Genomic DNA, 16,356 nt, shown 5'->3' with positions numbered 1-16,356 from the left:
TTCCATGCCTCGCGCCCTCCATGACTTTTCGCTAACCTGTTCCTCCCATGCCCGAACTCGTTCTTCCTGAGCACGTTGTCGTCGTCGCCACGCCGATCGGTCCACCGCCGCCCGCGCCCGATGTGCCGACGCCCACCACGCCGCCATTGCCACCGGAGCCGCTGCCTGAGGGTGATCCGCCGCCCGGGGTTCCGCCGGTCACCGATCCCGGTATTGCGCCGCCGGTGGCGGACCCACCGCCCCTGCAGACGGCCGTGCCCTTCGGCAAGCTGCATGCGCGGCGCCTGCGCGAAATCTATCGCTCGGCCGGTTGGCCGTGCTGCGACGGCATCGAGGTCGAACTGCTCGCAGGCGGCTACCTCGAACGCGTACGCACCGTGCATGGCCACGAAACCTTGCGCGTGACCGACGCCGGCATTGCGCGCATAGCGACCACGCTCACCATCAACCGCGCGGCGCTGTCGCCCCATGAGGCGCTGGTCGAACGCGTGGCGCGCGAGATGACGCGCGGCGGCCGCATCGCGTGGCGCGGCCTCGGGCTTCGCGCGCGCCTGCCGCCGTTGGAAGAGGGCGGCAAGCCGCGCTGGTGCGTGGCGCGGCCCGATGTTTTCTCGATCCGCAACACCAGCGTCGAGGCCTATGCCCATCCCATCGTGCACGAGGTGAAGGTGAGCCGCGCCGACCTGCTGGGCGACCTGCGCAAGCCCGACAAGCGCGCGGCCTACCTCGACCTGGGCGGCGAGTGCTGGTACGTGCTGGGCAACGATGCCAAGGGCCGTTGCATTGCAACGCCCGATGAAGTGCCGCCCGAGTGCGGCGTGATGGTGCTCGAAGCAGAGCGCCTTGTGGTGGCGCGCGCTGCGGTGCATCGCGCCTTCGACCGCATTCCCTTCTCGGTCTGGCTGGCACTGGCCAAGGCGCAGCCCATCGCGGGCTTCGAGGACGATGCGCAGGACTTGCTGATCTGAGCCGGTCGGCTGGCCGGATCAGGTGATCGCTTCGTAGCTCCGGTGCGCGATGGCGACGACGTCGTTCGGCAGGAACTGGCTCGCGATCTGGCGCAGGCCTTCTTCGCGGTCTTCCACGCTCGCGGACGCATCGAAGATCTGGTCGCAGATTTCGAGCAAGTCCTTGGTGATCCGCTCGTAGCGGTAGTAGGCCAGCGCCATGGGATCGATGTCCGTCGGTCCATAGCCCTCGTAGAACAGCGCTTCTTCCTGCGGCTGGTTCCACAGGTTGCCGACACCGCCGCCGATGAACATCAGGTCGCGCTCTTTGGGCGCGAGGATCAGCGTGTCCCAGTCGACGACGCACAGGCGGTCGTTGTCGCCGACCAGCACGTTGCCGGCGTGGATGTCGGAGTGGCACAGCACCAGCGGCAACGACCGCTCCAGAAGGATCGAGGCGAGCTGTTCGCTTCGATACACGACCGTGTCGATCTCCTCGTCATGCGCTTCCCAGAAGGCAAGGAAGCGGCGAACGATGTCGTCGCCGGCCAGGCCGTTGATGAAGCGGCGCTGGTAGCGCCGCACGCCTTCGCGCCAGTGGTGTGAATAGCTTTCGCGCGCTAGGCCTGCGAGCAGGGTGTCGGGCAGTTCGGTACGGTGCACGGCGCCCAAGGTGGCGCCCAGCGTGATCCATTGCACGTCGGACAGGCCGCGCTCGAATCCGTTGTCGCCTTCGAAGAAGGGATAGAGCATCCAATCGAAGCCAAGACTGCGCACGCTGAGTTGGCGGTCCGTGGTCGGCAGCGGCGCCATCACGGCATCGATGCCCTTCTCGTGATGCAGAAAGGCGGGGATGGCGACGACGGATTGTTTGAAGTCATCCCGGCGCAGCTTGAGGAAGTACGTCGCCCCGCCGCCGGCATCGATGCGGAAGACGGCGGAATTCACGTCGGCGCCCAGCGGCAGGAATTCAGCGCGTGTGGTGTGCAGTCCATAGGCATCGGACAAGCACTGTTGAATGGATTCGGGGGCTAGATCGGGTGGAGTCAGCATGTGGCGTTCGTTTGGCGGACGTCGGAAATTGTCTCACCCGATATGACCACGGAGTCTGCTGGCCCGGTGTCAGACGTCGTCGTCTTCCTCGGGGCCATATGAGGCGAGAACCTCATGCCGAACAGGATGCGAGGTGAACGATCGCACAAGAAGAAAATTCTTCACAGTCCAGGGGATCGGCTGCAGGCTTCGAGGATAGAGCGCGCCCGTCGTTCTGCGCGCAATGGTGATGTGCGGTGTGAACTTGGTCGGGTGCACAGAAATCCCTGACTGTTGCACCGCGCGGACGATGTTCGCGCGCAGCACATGCAACCCCATGTGCTCCGCGGGTTGAATGACGGAGAGGTTGTTGTTCCATGTGCGGGAGGTGGCCAGCTTCAGCGCCATCGATTGCATCGGAACCCCGGAAAGTGCTTCATCCAGGTGATGGATGGCTTCCTGGCTTTGGTCTGCGAAGCATTGCAATGTCAGATGCAGGCGTGGGCCGGCAGGAAAGTAATGTCCCTTCGGCCAGATCCATGCCTCGCGGTGCTTTTCGATGGCAACTTGCACATCGGTGCTGGGGAAAAGGGCAATCAAAAGATGCCGTTTTGTTTCCGGATGCTCGGCGTCCCATTCAGGTTCGGGATCGCTGGGGGAGCTGTTGTCGCGCGTGAAGTCGTCCATATCGTTCTCCTGTTGAAGGCGAAGCGGAAAGGCGGTTCAGGATGCAGACGGCCACCAATGCTCGGCCGTCGTGCGGATGACGCGCGCCGCCTGAACGCGAACGTCGTCCTTTTCATGGGTGTCGTCACAGCCCTTTTCGCGGGCGACCTTGAAAGGCCAGGTCGAGATGCGGCCTGTGCGGGAGCGGGACTGCAACTGCTGCAGCCGGGAGAAAAAAAGAAGCTGCGCGGAGGGCGCAGGCGGGCTGGCGGTGGTCATTGAGGGTCGCCTCGACGTTGTTCTTGGAGACGACGAATTTTAGAGAAATACTGTATGTATGTACAGTATATTTAAGGGCTTCAAGACCATGGGGAAAGTCTCATCCGGGGCTTCCCCGTGGCCGTCCCTCAAGGCTGCACAGGGTTGCCCAGCAGCGCTTCGAGATCGATCGCCGCAGCCATCGCCTTGTAGCCGGCGTCACCAGGGTGCAGGTGGTCGCCCGAGTCCATCGCGGCCTTCATGCGGATCGGGTGGGCCGCATCGCGCAGCAGGGCGTCGAAGTCCACCACCGCGTCGAAGGCGCCGCTCTCGCGAATCCATTGGTTCACGGCCTGGCGTACCCTGTCCTTTTCAGGCGAGTGGTGGCCGACCAGCGGCGTGCCTTCGAGCCCGCGTTCGTTGGGCGCGATGGTGGCGCCCATGATGCGTACGTTGTGGGCATGGGCCATCTCTATCAACTGGCGGAACCCCTGAATGACTTCTTCCGCGCGCACAGCAGGCTCCTGAGGCGCGAACGCGCCGCCCGGCCAGCCGATGTCGTTGGTGCCCAGCATCACGACCATGGCGCGCACGCCGGGCTGCGAGAACACGTCGCGGCCGACGCGCTCCAGCGCGGCGCGGCCCATGCCGTCCTTCAGCAGGCGGCCGCCGGAGTTGCCGGCGTTGAGCACGCCCACGCCACGCCCGGCCAGGCGCTCGGCCAGCGCGTCGGGCCAGCGGGTGTTGGCGCCGGGCGTCGAGCCGTTGCCGTCGGTCAACGAATCGCCCAGGGCGACGACGGTGGTGGGCGCCCTGGGTGTTTCGACGATCAAGCCGCTCACGTAGACACGGGTGCTCCACTGCGTGGCGGTGGTGGGCAGGCGCGGGGCGCCGCTCAGGTCGCCATCGGCCACGTAGGCGGTCTGGCGGGCATCGAAATGAAAACCCGCAGGCTGGCTGGGCCTGGGCAGGTAGAGCGACACAGCGACTTCGCTGAGCGCGGGCAGTGGCAGGTCCACCGGGTCGCTGATCATCCGCGCACCGGGCGGCACGGTCACCTCGGCCTGGCCGCCGAAGCGCACTGCGCGATCGCTGCCCTCGACGATCGCCGAGCCTTCGCCGTGCCGGGCCACGCGGGCGGCGCCGATGTGCAGCGGCGACGTGCCGCCCTCGTTGCTGATCACCACGCGCAACCGGGCGCCGCCGATGCTCAGGCGCGCCACCTGACGAACCGTCTGGCGATTGAACTGGAAGGGAACGCCGGAAGGCAGCACGAAGTTGCCGTCCCACAGCGGCTGGGTGGCGGCCATCCAGCTCGGGCTCCAGTACGTGGGCGGCGCCGTGGTTTGTGCCGTGGATGCGGCGGCGACGCCCGCCAGCGTGAGTGCCAGTGCGCCCTGGCGCAGGATCGATCCGAGTGTCGATGCAGTCATGTGAAGTCCTTGAAATGAGTGGGAGGACTCGACTTTCATGCATTCACATAGAGATGAGTAGACGGCAGAATGGCATCTGATCCATTCCTGAATCGAATACACCATGGACACCCTGCGCGCGCTCTCGGCCTTTGTGCACAGCGTCGATCTCGGCAGCCTGTCGGGCGCCGCCCGCGCGCTCGACACCACCCAGCCCACCATCAGCAAGCTGGTCGCAGGCCTGGAGCGTTCGTTGGGCGTGCGCCTGCTGCGCCGCGCCGCCACCGGCCTGAGCCTGACGGAAGAAGGGCAGCGCTTTCACGAGCGCGCCCGCCGCATGCTGGAGGACTACGGTGACGCGGTGGCCGATGCGCGCGAACAGGTGCAGCAACCGCAGGGCCTGCTGCGTGTGAGCGCGCCGGTCACGCTCGGGCAGCGGTACCTCAACGCGATGGCGGTGGAGTTCCTGCGGCTGTACCCCGACATCCAGCTCGAACTGGTGCTCGACGACCGCTTCATCGATCCGCGCGAAGAGCGCATCGACGTCTCGCTGCGTGTGGGCGGCGCGTTGCCGCCGGACCTGGTTGCGCGCCATCTGGGCACATGGCCGCGCGTGCTGGTGGCGTCGCCGGACTACGTGGCCGCGCGCGGCAAGCCACGCAAGCCGCAGGACCTCGTGGCCCACGACTACCTGCGCTATGCGGCGGGCGATGACGGCGTGCTGCTCACAGGCCCCGATGGTCCGGTGACCGTGCCGGTGCGCAGCCGCTACCGTGTGAACAACGCGGTGGCCATGCTCGACAGCGTGCTTGCCGGCGCGGGCATTTCATTGCAGCCGACATGGATGGTGGCGGATCTGTTGGCCGAAGGGCGTTTGCTCCGCGTGCTTGGCCGCCACACCGGCCCGGCGCAAGAGCTGCATCTGCTCTACGCCCCGCGACGCCACCAGCCGCTGCGGGTGCGCGTGCTGGTGGACTTCCTCGCGGAGCGGGTGGCAAAACTGCCGGGTGCCGTCCGCAAGCCTTCTCTCCCGGTCAGTTGAGCGGCAGCCGCAGGTAGGTGCCGCGCAGCGGCTCCTGGCCCACGCCGGCCTTGTCCCAGTCGCACACGCCGCTCGGAAAGATCGTCTGCAGCCGCGCCAGGTCGGCACCGGCGATGGCCACCTTGTAGTCGGCGGCGTTGACCGGCTTGAGCTGGCACTTGAGTACGTCGTTGACCAGCGGCGAGCCGGCCGTCAGGCGCGGCGTGCTGAAGCGCGGATAGACACCGTTGCACTGGGCCGCCGGGTCGGTCGATGCCACTTCGTCGATGCGCGTGCCGCTTGTGTCCCAGCAGGCATCGTTGGCGCCCGCCGGTTTGTTGCGCACCACCTTGTCGGTGGACGCCGGCGCCGGATCGGCCCCCATGTTGTCCAGCCACTTGTTCAGCAGGTCGAGCGAGGCGGACATGTAGTCGACATTCGACTTGGAGCCCAGCGTCCAGATGATCTGGTTGTCGCTGCGGCCATTGGCGCGCTGCAGGCGGGCCCGGATGATCAGGTCCTGCATCGTGTCGTGGATGTCGCCCACCGCATCGGCGTTCCCGCGCTGCGTGATGATCGGGATGTTCGCAAGGCCCGGGCTCTTGAAGCCGTTCTTGAATCCGCCCGTGTAGGTGAGCCGCAGTGCGTCGGGGTCGGCTTCGGAGCGTGCGGCCTGCGTATTGCCGTCGCCGTCGAAGCCGCCGACCTTCTGGTTCAGGTCGAGAAACTCCGTCACCGAGATCGCACCGCTGTTCAACGCGCCCAGGCCGTATTGCACGCCGACGTTGTCGATCGGGCGCCGTGCCTCCTGCGTGCCGGCGCGCTTGCCGAGCAGGTTCACGTTGGTCTGGAACAGGTCGCAGCGGATACCGTTGGGGTTGGTGGTGCGGTTGAACACGTTCGACACATTGCCCGGTTCGAGAAAGCCGCAGCCCGCCGCGTTGTCGGACTTGATGATGCTCGCGAAGGCCAGGTCCCAGCTCGTGCAGGTGCCGGTGTTGAAGCCGTTCACCGCGTTCTGCTTGGCCGTGGTCCAGGTGGGTGCGTCGGCCTTGTACACGTTGTTGAGCAGCCGGCATTCCATCACCTCGGGCATCAGCGTCTCGGGGAACGACACGATGGGCTGGATGCCGTCGAGCAGGCCGGGGTAGAGCTGCGCGATCAGGTACTGCTGGATGGCACCGCCCGAGCCGCCGAAACCGGCAGTCCACTTGGGCACGGCGCCGAATTCCTCGATGACGTGCTCCTTCAGTATCATCAGCGTTTCGCCCTGCAGGTGCGGGTTGGCGTGCTGGTTGTTCCACAGCTCCGTCGAGTTCATGAAGGCGAAGCCGCGCGACAACTGGATGTGGCCAACGTCGCCCAGGACCGTGTCGATCGCATGAACGCCCTGGTTGTACTGGGCCGAGCCGCAGCAGTCGAAGTAGACGACCAGCTTTTTGTTCCAGCCGGGGCCGGGCTTCCAGGTGGCGGGCGCGTCCTTGGCCGGGTTGTCGAGCACCGCGAGCCGGTACACGCCGCGATTGATGGTGCCCGACTCGACGCGCACGATGTAGGGCACCGTGGCGCCGTCGTTGGTGGTCGTGGTCACCAGGTCGGCCGGGCGTGGGCCGGTCGGGTCGTTCAGCGGCAGGAAGGTGTTGGCCTTCGTGCGGTAGTACCAGACCACCTGCGTGGTGGCCGAACAATCGGCATCGAGCGGGTTGCCCAGGCCGTTCTGCACCGTGCGGCATTCGTAGGGCGAGATGTGCGGGCCCGACAGGATCGGCCCGGTGATGGGGTAGTTGACCAGCGTGGTTTCAGTGCGCTGCGCGGCGTTGTCGGCGTTGCTCACCACCAGCGAGTTGTTGCTGCCGGTGGTGCTGCTCGCGTCGGTCGTGAGCCCGGTCACGAGGCCGCGCAGCACGCGTGCCGTGCTGTCGACCACCGGCACCTGCGAACTCACGTCCTTGCCGTTGAGGCTCACGCGCACCTTGTCCAGAGGCACGCCCACTGGCGCGGTGACTTCGAGCAGTGTGTCGCCGCCGCTGATCATGTCGGACGGTGACGAGAGCGTCTTCACCTGGAATGCGGCCGGCGTCTGCGCTGCGGGCGGTGGGGTGGTGCCGGGAAAGAACGGGAACATCGAGCCGCCGCCGGAGCCCCCGCCGCAGCCTGCGACCAGCAGTGCACCCGCCATCGCAAGGCCTGCAGCAATGGCGCGGGGCCGCAGCCACGGAAAAACCCGCTTGCGCGGGGGACACGGTGTAGCGAACATGGATGTCTCTCCTGTGTTGTGTAGGTGTTGGGAAAGAATACGGATGGACGTTTCGGACCGCGGTCGTTGCGACGACAGATGACACGCGAATTGCTACAGGTAATCCCTGACTCCGCCGGTGACCCCTCCGGGCCCGCCATGGAAGAAATGGTGCGGCGCTCGACGTGGGCGCAGGCCCTGCCGCATGCCGACCTGGAGCATGTGCTGGGCAGCATGCAGGAGCGGCAGTTCGCGCGCGGCGCCTGCATTGCACGCACGGGGCAGTTGGTCGAACACTGGATGGGGCTGATCGACGGCTTTGCCAAGATGTCGGTGGCATCGGAGGATGGCCGGGTCTCGACGCTCACCGGCGTCTCGGCCGGCGTGTGGTTCGGCGAAGGCTCGCTCTTCAAGCACGAGGAACGCCGCTACGACGTGTTCGCGCTGCGGCCCACGCGCGTGGCGCTGATGCCGCGCCGCACCTTCGAATGGCTGCGCGGCACCAGCGTGCCTTTCAATCACTATCTGCAGGAGTTGCTCAACGCGCGGCTCAGCCTGTTCATCGGCGCGCTGGAACACGAACGGCTGCTGGACACCGATGCGCGCGTCGCGAACTGCCTGGCCAGCCTGTTCAACCCCGACCTGTATCCCGATGCCCCGCGCTTCCTGCAAGTGGGGCAGACCGAGATCGGGCTGCTCGCGAATGTGTCGCGGCAGCGCGTGAACGTGGCGCTGCAGCGCTTCCAGGCGCTGGGATTGATCCGCCTCGAAAAGCGTGGGCTGACCGTGCTCGATCTGGGCGGCCTGCGCGGCTACAGGGCAACCTGCCGCAGCGCCTGAGGCCGCCGGCGCTCAGGTCTTGCGAAGTTCGCGCGTCCCGACAGGCGTGTCCGGGCCGGTGCGCACATTGCGCTCGATGAACTCGCGCGCAATCGCGTCCACGTTCGCCGGTGCCGGGGCATTGAACGACATGCGGTACTTCAGCAGGCGGCCGTTGCGTGCCGTGAGGTAGGTGTACGAGTCGTAGGCCCTGGCGTCGCGGGCGTGCACCAGCCGCAAGGAGACCGAACGGAAGGTCAACCCTTCGATGCGCACGTCGCGCGTGGGCCCGATCTTCGCGCTGGCGTACATGCCTTGGGCGGTGGCGCGCTGCACTTCGGCGATGGTGCCCTTGAATTGCTCGTCGAACTGCGGGTCGTCGACGCCCGGCAGCCAGTTGGTGCGCTTCATGTCGTACACATAGACATCGATCCAGCCGATGCTGCTTTCGTAGCGGTGGCTGTTTCCGAGCCCGGCGTTCAGCGCCTCGTACGACTTCGAGTTGATGTACTGCCACTGGATGCCCGTGGGCGGCGCCATCGTCGCCCACTCGGCGGCCGAAGCCGATGCAGTGGCCGGCGCGGTGCCGGGCGCCGTGGCGCAGGCGCAAAGCAGCCCGGCCAGAAGCAGGGCGAACAGCAGTTTCATGATCCAGCTCCTGAATCGGACGGAGAAAGGCTCAGTCGGCCCGGACCTCGAAGTACGCCTCGTCCGACTCGCCGAGTGCGCGAAAGCCCGCCGTCTTGGCGGCTTCGTAGGCCTTGGCCCAACTGGCGGCCAGCCCGATTTCGTCCTTGGTGAGTTCGTCGGCGCTCGACTCGCTGGCGTTCTCGAAGGCCTTCAGCGCCTGCTCGACGCTGTCGCCCAGAAGCTTGTCGAGTTCGCGTCGGAAGCGCGTTTCGGCGGTGGCGATGACGTCATGTGGCGCATCGGGAAAGTCGATCAGTTTCACGGTGTAGCTCATGGCCGGATGCTACGTGATCGCAAGGGCCGGATTGCGGCACTTTTGCTACAGCCCGCCACAGGCTTGGCAGCCCCGGCTAACGCAGGCGCAGTTCGTCGATGTTGAGCAGCTTGGTGTCGAGGCTCCACATGGCCGCGTCGCTCGTGGACACCGCTACCGCACCGGCCGCCAACGCACTGCGCACGTCGTCCAGCGTGATGACGAACCCCGAGGCCACGATCGGTGGCAGCGCGTTGCGTTCCTTGGTCGAGATGTGCGAGAGCATGGGCGCGGGCATCAGTTGCACGAGGTTCGGGTCGCTCTGCTCCAGCGCCTTCACGCTGCGCGGCCAGGTCGAGCGGTCTGTCACGAACACCTTCTGCATCGTGAGCAGGCCCGCCCGGTTGGCGCGCTGGATGGTGGCCACGCGGGTGGACACCAGGCTGGTCGCGCCGATCTCGGCCAGGTATTCCACGCCGCCCTTGTCCGGCGAGATGCCTTCGCAACTGTCGATGTTGACGATGACGATCTTGTCGGCGCGGGTGATGGTCGCCACCACGCCCTGCAGCTTGCGCAGCTCCACGTTCGCCACGATGGCGATTTCGGTGGGGCTGTCGATGAAGGCGTCGATCTGCTCCGCCCCGTAGAGCGTCGCGATGATCGGATGCCGCGCAAGTCGCGCGCCAAGGGAGCGGTCCATTCGGTGAAACTCAGTCTTCGGTCTGGGGCAGCTTGTCGGTCAGGCCGAGCTTGCCCGGGTTCAAAATATTCTTCGGATCGAGCGTGCGCTTGATCGCTTCGAGCACCGGGAAGGCGCTGCCCAGCGAATCGGCCATGTACGGCGCACGCAGCAGGCCGACGCCGTGGTGGTGGCTCAGCGCGGCATTGTGGCGCACCAGCACCGCGTTGGCAGCGTCCCAGGCCTGGCGATACCAGCGGCCCCGGTTTTCCACTTCCACTTCGCCGCGCAGCGAGAAGTAGAGGCAGGCGCCGTCCACGTAGGCGTGCGACTGGTGGGCCGAGCCGGCCAGCGTGCCGGGCACTGCGTTGATGGCGGCCACCACTTCGTCGTAGATGGCGGGCAGGTCGCTCCAGCGGCCGCTCATCTCCAGCGTGTCGGCCACGAAGCCGGGGCTGCGCTTGAAGCCCTCGGCGCTCTTGCCGGTCAGGTAGCGGGTGTCGAGCCAGCGCTCGAAGATGACCGGGCCGTCGAGCTGGCGGCCGAGTTCCTTGCACACGCGTTCGCTGATGGTCATGACGGCATCCACCATTTCGGGTGCGCCTTCGTCGGCGATCAGCAGCACGTGCGTGTCTTCGAGGTTGAACTGCACGCGGCTTTCGAGCGCGTCGTACAGCCGCAGCGCCGCCGGATTGGCGCCGCGCTGCATGATCTCGCGGCAGGCTTCCAGGCCGATGGCGAAGCTGTCGAAGCCGTAGGCAATGGCGCGGCCGTAGTCCGGCAGGCGATGCAGCTTCAGCCGCACGCGCACGATCACGCCGAGCGTGCCTTCCGAACCGATGAAGAGCTGCTGCAGGTCGGAGCCCACCGCCGCGCGCGAATAGCCGCCCACGGTGATCAGGCTGCCGTCGGCCAGCACCACGTCCATGCCGAACACCATGTCCTCGATCTTCCCGTAGCGGGTCGAGAGCTGGCCTGCGCCGCGGCAGGCCACCCAGCCGCCGACGGTGCTGATGCCGAAGGACGAAGGCCAGTGGCCCATCGTCATGCCGTGCTCGCGCTGGATGGTTTCCTCGAAGACGTCGCCGAACATGCCGGCTTCGACTTCGACGATCTGGCTGCCGGCGTCGAAGCCGATCATCTTGTTCAGTTCGCACACGTCGAGCACGATGCCGCCGCGCACCGGCAGCGCCGCGCCGGTGACGTTGCTGCGGCCCGCCGATACGGTGACGGGAATCGACGCCGCGTTCGCGATGCGCATGACGGCCTGGATCTGCTCGACGGTCGAGACCCGCACGATCACGGCCTGCGGGGTGGCGGGCTTGCCGCCGGTTTCCGAGACCATAGAGCCGGCCCACCAGTCGCGCGTCCACTCGACGACGCTGCCGGTGTCGGTGAGCACTTCGTCGGACGCCTTGCGCAGTGCGTCGATGTGCACCGCTGCCACGGTGACGGGCGCGCGCTGCAAGCCGGGCGGGCCGTCGGTGGCGGTGATGGTCTTGGCGTAGGCCGGCGGCGTGTGGGCACCGACGACGTAGTTGCGGCGGTTGTAGCCGCGTTGGATGGCGTCTTTGCTGATCATTTACTGGACTCCCATAAGGATGGTTTTTTCATGCTCGATGGCGGCGCGGTAGCTCGCGACCTGCTGCGCCGTTTCCGAGGGGGACAGGCCGAGTTCGGCCTGGAGGATTTCGCCGACCCGCGCTGCCGCGCGGCCCGAGGCGTCGCGTGCCATGAGGCGCGCGCGGATGCGCCGCGACAACACGTCGTCCACGGTGCAGGCGAGTTCGTGGCGCACCGCGTAGACGACTTCCGCCTCGCTGTACGGCAGGCCTTCGACGATGGGGCGCAGCAGGCCGGGGTCTTCCTGCAGGATGTCGCTGACGAAGCGCGCCTCGGTGCCGTAGCGCTCGCCCAGGTGGGCCGAGATGCCGCCGGAGGCCATGATGGCCTGCGCGTCGTACCCTGCGGCGCCCAGCAGGAAGGCCGACTTGGTCTTGCAGCCGTTGCGTTGGCCGATGACTTTCTGGGCCGCGTCGATGGTCTGCTCGGCCATGTGGCGCGAGGTCGTGAGCTTGCCGCCGACGATGGTCACCAGGCCGTCTGGCGCCACGCGAATCTCGTGGTTGCGCTTGATCTCCAGCGTCTTGCCGCCGGGCGGTGCCACCAGCGGGCGGCAACCGGCGATGCTGCCGACCACGTCTTCGGCCCGCAGGTCGGTCTTGAGCGCGGAGCGCGCGCCGTCGAGCAGGAAGTCGAGTTCTTCGCGCGTGCAGCACACGTCGTCGAGGTTGCCTTCGTAGTCTTCGTCGGTGGTGCCCAGGTACGAGACGTTGCCCCAGCGCGTGATGGTCGCGCGCCGGTTGCGGCCCGGCACCGGAATGGTCACGGTGCAGTCGTTGCGGATCTTCAGCCACGGAATGGCCACGTGCACGCCCTTGGCCGGGCGGATGTTCAGCGTTTTTTCTTCGCTCTTTTTGCGGCCGTCCCAGTCGCGCAGCCACACGCCGGTGGCCATGATGACGACGCCGGCGCGCGCGCGGATCTCGCGGCCGTCGGCCTGCACCACCACGCCGTCGACCTTGCCGTGCCCGTCGCGCGTGATCTCGATGGCCTTCGCATGGTTGAGCACGGCGGCGCCGTGAAAGGCAGCGGTGCGCGCGATGTTCAGCGTGAGGCGCGCGTCGTCGACCCGCGCATCGAAGTACATGAAGCCGCCGGTCAGGTGCTCGTCCTTGAAGGTGGGGCAGTGCGACAGCACCTCGGCCTTGGTCAGCTTCTGGTGCAGGATGCCTTCGCGCCAGCCGCCGGCGATGTCGTAGGTCCACAGCAGGCTCTCGAAGGCCTTGGCCAGGCGCTTGTCGAACACGCCTTCGCGCTCCATCACCGGGAACAGGAAGGGCAGGCGCTGCACCAGGTGCCGGGCATTGCGGCGCAGGCGCTGGCGCTCCAGCAGCGAGTGGCGCACCAGGCCCAGGTTGCCCTGCTCGATGTAGCGCAGGCCGCCGTGGACCATCTTGGAAGACTTGGACGAGGTGCCGAAGGCGAAGTCGTCCTTCTCGACCAGCGCCACGCGATAGCCGCGCAGGCTGGCATCGAGCGCCGCATAGGCGCCGGTGACGCCGCCGCCGACGATCACGATGTCGAATGTCTCGTCGCCGAGCCGCGCCAGCAGGTCCTGCCGATTCAGCCGCAGCGCTTCGGTGCTTGTCATCTCGGCCCGGTCCTTGCCGGATCGAAAGGATGGCAGACCCATCATCTTGAAAGCTCTCCTGGGGTTGTGTTCTTGAAATTGCGTGCGTGTGCGAGTTCCGAATTCACGCGGGCATGCCACAGCGTGCGGCGGGCCTTGCGTTCATCGGCATGGATGCCGGGCTCGAACACCGCGTCGGTGGCCAGCGTGGCGCGCGCCTCTTGCAGCGAGTTCCACAACAGGCCGGAGGAGCCGGCAAGAAAGGCGATGCCGCGCAGGCTGGCGCGGTCGGTTTCCTTCATGCGGCGCACCGGCATGCCCGTGAGGTCGGCCTGGATCTGCAGCAGCGCGGAGCTGCCCGAGAGACCGCCGCCAACTACAAGCTCGGACACCTTGACGCCGGACACGTCTTCGTTCGACTGAATGCACGAGGCCACCGAATGCGCGATGCCTTCGAGGATGGCGCGGGCCACTTCGGCGCGCGTGGTCGCCATCGAGATGCCGGTGAGCGATGCGCGCGCGGCGGGCTCCATGGCGGGCACGCGAAAGCCGGTCAGCGCGGGAATGAAGGTGACGTCGCGCGACGAGCCGGCGGTGGCGGCCATGCTGCTGATCTGCTCGGCGTTGTCGAACCACTGCAGCTTTTCGCAGACCCAGTTCAGCGCGGAGCCGGTGGTTGCCACATAGGTCTCTACCGCGAAGTGCGACACGCCCTGCGCGCGCCGCGCGGTCATGGTGAGGGTGCCGTCGTGCAGGCCGGCATGCACTGGCAGCACCGGCCCGGTGATCACATCGACGAAGCTGCCCGTGCCGTGCACGCACATGGCTTGTTCGCGGTCGAGGCAGCCCAGGCCGATCGCGCCCGCATGCTGGTCGCCGGCGCAGGCGAGGATGGGCACGTCGATGCCGAGCAGGTCGACGCGCGTGCGGCCGAAGTCGTCCGCGTCTTCGCGCAGTTCGGGCAGCAGCTCGCGCGGGAAGCCGAGGGCGTCGATCCAGTCGAGCTGGTAGCGGTGGCCGCCCATGACGTAGGCGCTGGCCGAAGTCACGTTGGTCGGCGTCGTCACGCAGGCGCGCTGCGTGGACAGGTGCCACAGCAGCCAGCTGTCGATGGTGCCGAAGGCGAGGCGGCGCTGCTCGAAGGCGCGGGCGACGGCTTCGGTTTCGCGGATGTGGTGCGCGGCCCAGAGGTAGGGCGAGCGCACGCCGGCCGGCCGGCCCAGTTGCTGCACCAGCAGCTTGTCCCAGGCGGGCGCGAGCTTGTCGAGTTCATCGACGTAGCGCGTGTCCTGCCACACCATGACCGGCACCAGCGCGCGGCCGGTGTGCGTGTCCCAGAGCACGGCCGAGCAGCGCTGCGTGGCGATGGCCAGCGCGGCGATGCGCTGCTGCGCCGCCTGTGCCTGCGCGATGCTGGCGCGGCAGACCGCGAGGGTCTTCTCGAGGATCGCGTTGGCGTCCTGCTCGACCACGCCGGGGCGCGGCGTGTCGACATGCAGCGGCGCGTATTCGAGGCACGAGACATGGCCGTCGCGGCCGACGACGGCGGCCCGCGTTCCCGAGGTGCCCTCGTCGATGCAGAGGATCACGTCCTGAGGTGTCGCCATCAGTTCACTTTCCCTGCGGCCGGGCGCAGGGTCTCGGCGATGGCAGGCTTGTCGTTTTCGAATTGGGGTGCATCGGGTTCGTTGTCGGGGTTGATGGTGGTGCGCGTCGGGTCCCAGCGGATCACGAAGCAGATGACGCTCGCGATCAGCGGCACGACCGACAGGATGAGGAAGGTGTGTTCCAGGCCGTACTTCTCGCGGAACAGCGGAAAGATCAACAGGCCCAGCGCCGCGCCGATGGAGCCCAGCGCGCCGATGATCCCGTTGGCGCCGGCGCGCAGCTCGCTGCGGAACGACAGCGACGACAGGCTCTTGCCGTTCGCACCCGGGCCGCCCGAGTGGAAGAGGATGAACAGCGACGGCACGATCACCGCCAGCCACAGCGGCATGCGGCCATGGAACAGGCCCAGCGTGAGCAGCATCACGAACACCATCGCGAAACCGAAGGCCGAGGCGCGGCGCAGACCCAGCTTGCGGCCGATCCACGGCGACAGGAAGCCGCCGAAGATGCCGAAGACGTTGAAGGCGAGGGCGCCGATGGTGGCTTGCGCGAAGTCCTTGCCGAACAGCGTCGCGCTGATCAGCGGCAGATACCAGCCCACTGCGAAGTACTGGATCGACTGGCCGATCTGCACGGTCGCGGCGAGGATCGTGCGCTGCAGATAGGCACCCCGAAAGATCAGCAGCACGTTGGCGGCACCGCGCCGGGCCTGGTTGAGCACGGGCAGGCGCTCGTGCTTCGGTGCGGCGACGAACAGTTGAGCGTAGATGCGGGTCATCGCATGTGCGGCTTCGTCGAGGCGTTCCTTGCGGGCCAGCCACACGGGGCTTTCGACCAGCAGCGTGAGCTGCAGCACGAGGATGGTGACGCCGAAGACCGCGGTGGCGGCCACCGAGTAGCGCCAGATCGCGTCACCCACGTCCCACGAATAGAACAGCAGCGCCAGCAGCAGGTTGGTGCAGACCGCCGCGTACCACATGCCCTGCCAGGTGTTGAGCCGGCTCTTGAGCTTGGCCGGCGTGAACTCGGCCAGCACCGCCATGGCAATGGCGAAGTCGATGCCGTAGGCCGCGCCCACGAAGAAGCGGCCGACCAGGATCATCTCGAAGCTGGGTGCGAACACCACCAGCACCGCACCCACCACGGCCAGGAACTTGGCAAGGATCAGCGGGCGTATGCGGCCCCAGCGGTCGGCCATCCAGCCACCGATGGGGTTGAAGGCAATCGCCACCCAGGAGGCGAGCGACGTCATCAATGCCACCTGTCCGGCGGTGAGATGCAGGTTGCGCGTCATGGGCCCGAGGCCCGCGCTCAGTGCGGAATTGGAGAAGGCGTCGAGGAACAATCCGCCGAGTGCGAGCCACCAGATGGTGGCGGCCCGGCCGACGATGCCCTGGCGTGAATCCAGGTAGGCGATGACATCGTCGATGCCGCGGATCTTGATCGCGTTGGGTTGCACAGCTGTCTCCATTGGAATATTCCGCAAGAAGACGATGCAAACCATGCAGGCGCGACAAAGCCATCTTACAGATGGTCTTTAAA

At 66.9% G+C, this 16,356-nt stretch carries 15 protein-coding genes; 3 read left to right on the top strand and 12 right to left on the bottom strand.

The annotated features are described in order from the left end of the window. The first annotated feature begins 47 nt into the window (after nucleotides 1-47). A complete protein-coding gene (locus H7F35_RS34190) occupies nucleotides 48-968 on the top strand; it encodes a hypothetical protein (protein ID WP_187110892.1) in 921 nt (306 codons plus the stop codon). Between the two features lie 18 nt (nucleotides 969-986). On the opposite strand, the gene H7F35_RS34185 is transcribed toward H7F35_RS34190, so the two are convergent. The 4 genes from H7F35_RS34185 to H7F35_RS34170 all read right to left on the bottom strand — a co-directional run bounded on the left by H7F35_RS34185 (nucleotide 987) and on the right by H7F35_RS34170 (nucleotide 4,336). Beyond that, nucleotides 987-2,000, bottom strand: coding sequence for a phosphotransferase enzyme family protein (locus tag H7F35_RS34185; RefSeq protein WP_187110891.1), 1,014 nt, complete (start codon nucleotides 1,998-2,000; stop codon nucleotides 987-989). Nucleotides 2,001-2,069: 69 nt separating this feature from the next. Beyond that, entirely contained in the window at nucleotides 2,070-2,666 is a 597-nt protein-coding gene (locus H7F35_RS34180) for a 2'-5' RNA ligase family protein (protein ID WP_222621994.1), read from the bottom strand. A gap of 36 nt (nucleotides 2,667-2,702) precedes the next feature. Beyond that, the gene (locus H7F35_RS34175) at nucleotides 2,703-2,924 is read right to left on the bottom strand and encodes a hypothetical protein (RefSeq protein ID WP_187110890.1); all 222 of its coding nucleotides are present in this window, start codon (nucleotides 2,922-2,924) and stop codon (nucleotides 2,703-2,705) included. 128 nt (nucleotides 2,925-3,052) lie between these two features. Further along, nucleotides 3,053-4,336, bottom strand: coding sequence for an SGNH/GDSL hydrolase family protein (locus tag H7F35_RS34170; protein WP_187110889.1), 1,284 nt, complete (start codon nucleotides 4,334-4,336; stop codon nucleotides 3,053-3,055). 103 nt (nucleotides 4,337-4,439) lie between these two features. On the opposite strand from H7F35_RS34170, the gene H7F35_RS34165 reads away from it, so the two are divergent. Further along, entirely contained in the window at nucleotides 4,440-5,357 is a 918-nt protein-coding gene (locus H7F35_RS34165; RefSeq protein ID WP_187110888.1) for a LysR family transcriptional regulator, read from the top strand. Here the strand turns inward: H7F35_RS34165 and H7F35_RS34160 are convergent. Beyond that, entirely contained in the window at nucleotides 5,350-7,593 is a 2,244-nt protein-coding gene (locus H7F35_RS34160) for a DUF6351 family protein (RefSeq protein ID WP_187110887.1), read from the bottom strand. The genes H7F35_RS34165 and H7F35_RS34160 overlap by 8 nt on opposite strands. A gap of 138 nt (nucleotides 7,594-7,731) precedes the next feature. Here H7F35_RS34160 and H7F35_RS34155 point away from each other — a divergent pair, with 138 nt between their 5' ends. Further along, on the top strand, nucleotides 7,732-8,412 hold the full coding sequence (locus H7F35_RS34155; RefSeq protein WP_261803466.1) for a Crp/Fnr family transcriptional regulator: 681 nt from the start codon (nucleotides 7,732-7,734) through the stop codon (nucleotides 8,410-8,412). A 12-nt stretch (nucleotides 8,413-8,424) separates the two neighbouring features. Here H7F35_RS34155 and H7F35_RS34150 read toward each other — a convergent pair whose 3' ends face one another. The 7 genes from H7F35_RS34150 to H7F35_RS34120 form a co-directional block, all read right to left on the bottom strand. Further along, nucleotides 8,425-9,039 carry a hypothetical protein gene (locus tag H7F35_RS34150; protein WP_187110885.1) on the bottom strand — a complete coding sequence of 205 codons (615 nt, stop codon included), beginning with the start codon at nucleotides 9,037-9,039 and terminating at the stop codon, nucleotides 8,425-8,427. Nucleotides 9,040-9,070: 31 nt separating this feature from the next. After that, nucleotides 9,071-9,355, bottom strand: coding sequence for a hypothetical protein (locus tag H7F35_RS34145; protein WP_187110884.1), 285 nt, complete (start codon nucleotides 9,353-9,355; stop codon nucleotides 9,071-9,073). Nucleotides 9,356-9,431: 76 nt separating this feature from the next. Continuing rightward, on the bottom strand, nucleotides 9,432-10,034 hold the full coding sequence (locus tag H7F35_RS34140; protein ID WP_187110883.1) for a glycerol-3-phosphate responsive antiterminator: 603 nt from the start codon (nucleotides 10,032-10,034) through the stop codon (nucleotides 9,432-9,434). A gap of 10 nt (nucleotides 10,035-10,044) precedes the next feature. Beyond that, nucleotides 10,045-11,595: an FAD-binding oxidoreductase gene (locus tag H7F35_RS34135; protein ID WP_187110882.1), complete on the bottom strand. Its 1,551-nt coding sequence runs from the start codon at nucleotides 11,593-11,595 to the stop codon at nucleotides 10,045-10,047. Then, entirely contained in the window at nucleotides 11,596-13,272 is a 1,677-nt protein-coding gene (locus H7F35_RS34130) for a glycerol-3-phosphate dehydrogenase/oxidase (protein ID WP_187110881.1), read from the bottom strand. Further along, entirely contained in the window at nucleotides 13,269-14,813 is a 1,545-nt protein-coding gene (locus tag H7F35_RS34125; protein WP_187110880.1) for an FGGY family carbohydrate kinase, read from the bottom strand. The genes H7F35_RS34130 and H7F35_RS34125 overlap by 4 nt, the downstream gene beginning before the upstream one ends. Continuing rightward, nucleotides 14,813-16,273, bottom strand: a complete 1,461-nt coding sequence (locus H7F35_RS34120) for an MFS transporter (protein ID WP_187110879.1) — start codon at nucleotides 16,271-16,273, stop codon at nucleotides 14,813-14,815. Before H7F35_RS34120 ends, H7F35_RS34125 begins: the two co-directional genes overlap by 1 nt. Nucleotides 16,274-16,356: the final 83 nt, after the last annotated feature.

The organism is Variovorax sp. PAMC26660, assembly GCF_014302995.1.
Taxonomy (GTDB): Bacteria; Pseudomonadota; Gammaproteobacteria; order Burkholderiales; family Burkholderiaceae_C; genus Variovorax.
The sequence above is the reverse complement of the archived record's forward strand: the minus strand, read 5'-3'. Positions and strand labels throughout refer to the sequence as shown.

Excerpts from the sequence above, each read along its gene's own strand:
- H7F35_RS34160 (WP_187110887.1), bottom strand. The coding sequence starts at position 7,593 with ATGTTCGCTACACCGTGTCCCCCGCGCAAGCGGGTTTTTCCGTGGCTG.
- H7F35_RS34130 (WP_187110881.1), bottom strand. The coding sequence starts at position 13,272 with ATGATGGGTCTGCCATCCTTTCGATCCGGCAAGGACCGGGCCGAGATG.
- H7F35_RS34135 (WP_187110882.1), bottom strand. The coding sequence starts at position 11,595 with ATGATCAGCAAAGACGCCATCCAACGCGGCTACAACCGCCGCAACTAC.
- H7F35_RS34170 (WP_187110889.1), bottom strand. The coding sequence starts at position 4,336 with ATGACTGCATCGACACTCGGATCGATCCTGCGCCAGGGCGCACTGGCA.
- H7F35_RS34145 (WP_187110884.1), bottom strand. The coding sequence starts at position 9,355 with ATGAGCTACACCGTGAAACTGATCGACTTTCCCGATGCGCCACATGAC.
- H7F35_RS34180 (WP_222621994.1), bottom strand. The coding sequence starts at position 2,666 with ATGGACGACTTCACGCGCGACAACAGCTCCCCCAGCGATCCCGAACCT.
- H7F35_RS34150 (WP_187110885.1), bottom strand. The coding sequence starts at position 9,039 with ATGAAACTGCTGTTCGCCCTGCTTCTGGCCGGGCTGCTTTGCGCCTGC.
- H7F35_RS34185 (WP_187110891.1), bottom strand. The coding sequence starts at position 2,000 with ATGCTGACTCCACCCGATCTAGCCCCCGAATCCATTCAACAGTGCTTG.
- H7F35_RS34175 (WP_187110890.1), bottom strand. The coding sequence starts at position 2,924 with ATGACCACCGCCAGCCCGCCTGCGCCCTCCGCGCAGCTTCTTTTTTTC.
- H7F35_RS34155 (WP_261803466.1), top strand. The coding sequence starts at position 7,732 with ATGGAAGAAATGGTGCGGCGCTCGACGTGGGCGCAGGCCCTGCCGCAT.
- H7F35_RS34125 (WP_187110880.1), bottom strand. The coding sequence starts at position 14,813 with ATGGCGACACCTCAGGACGTGATCCTCTGCATCGACGAGGGCACCTCG.
- H7F35_RS34165 (WP_187110888.1), top strand. The coding sequence starts at position 4,440 with ATGGACACCCTGCGCGCGCTCTCGGCCTTTGTGCACAGCGTCGATCTC.
- H7F35_RS34140 (WP_187110883.1), bottom strand. The coding sequence starts at position 10,034 with ATGGACCGCTCCCTTGGCGCGCGACTTGCGCGGCATCCGATCATCGCG.
- H7F35_RS34190 (WP_187110892.1), top strand. The coding sequence starts at position 48 with ATGCCCGAACTCGTTCTTCCTGAGCACGTTGTCGTCGTCGCCACGCCG.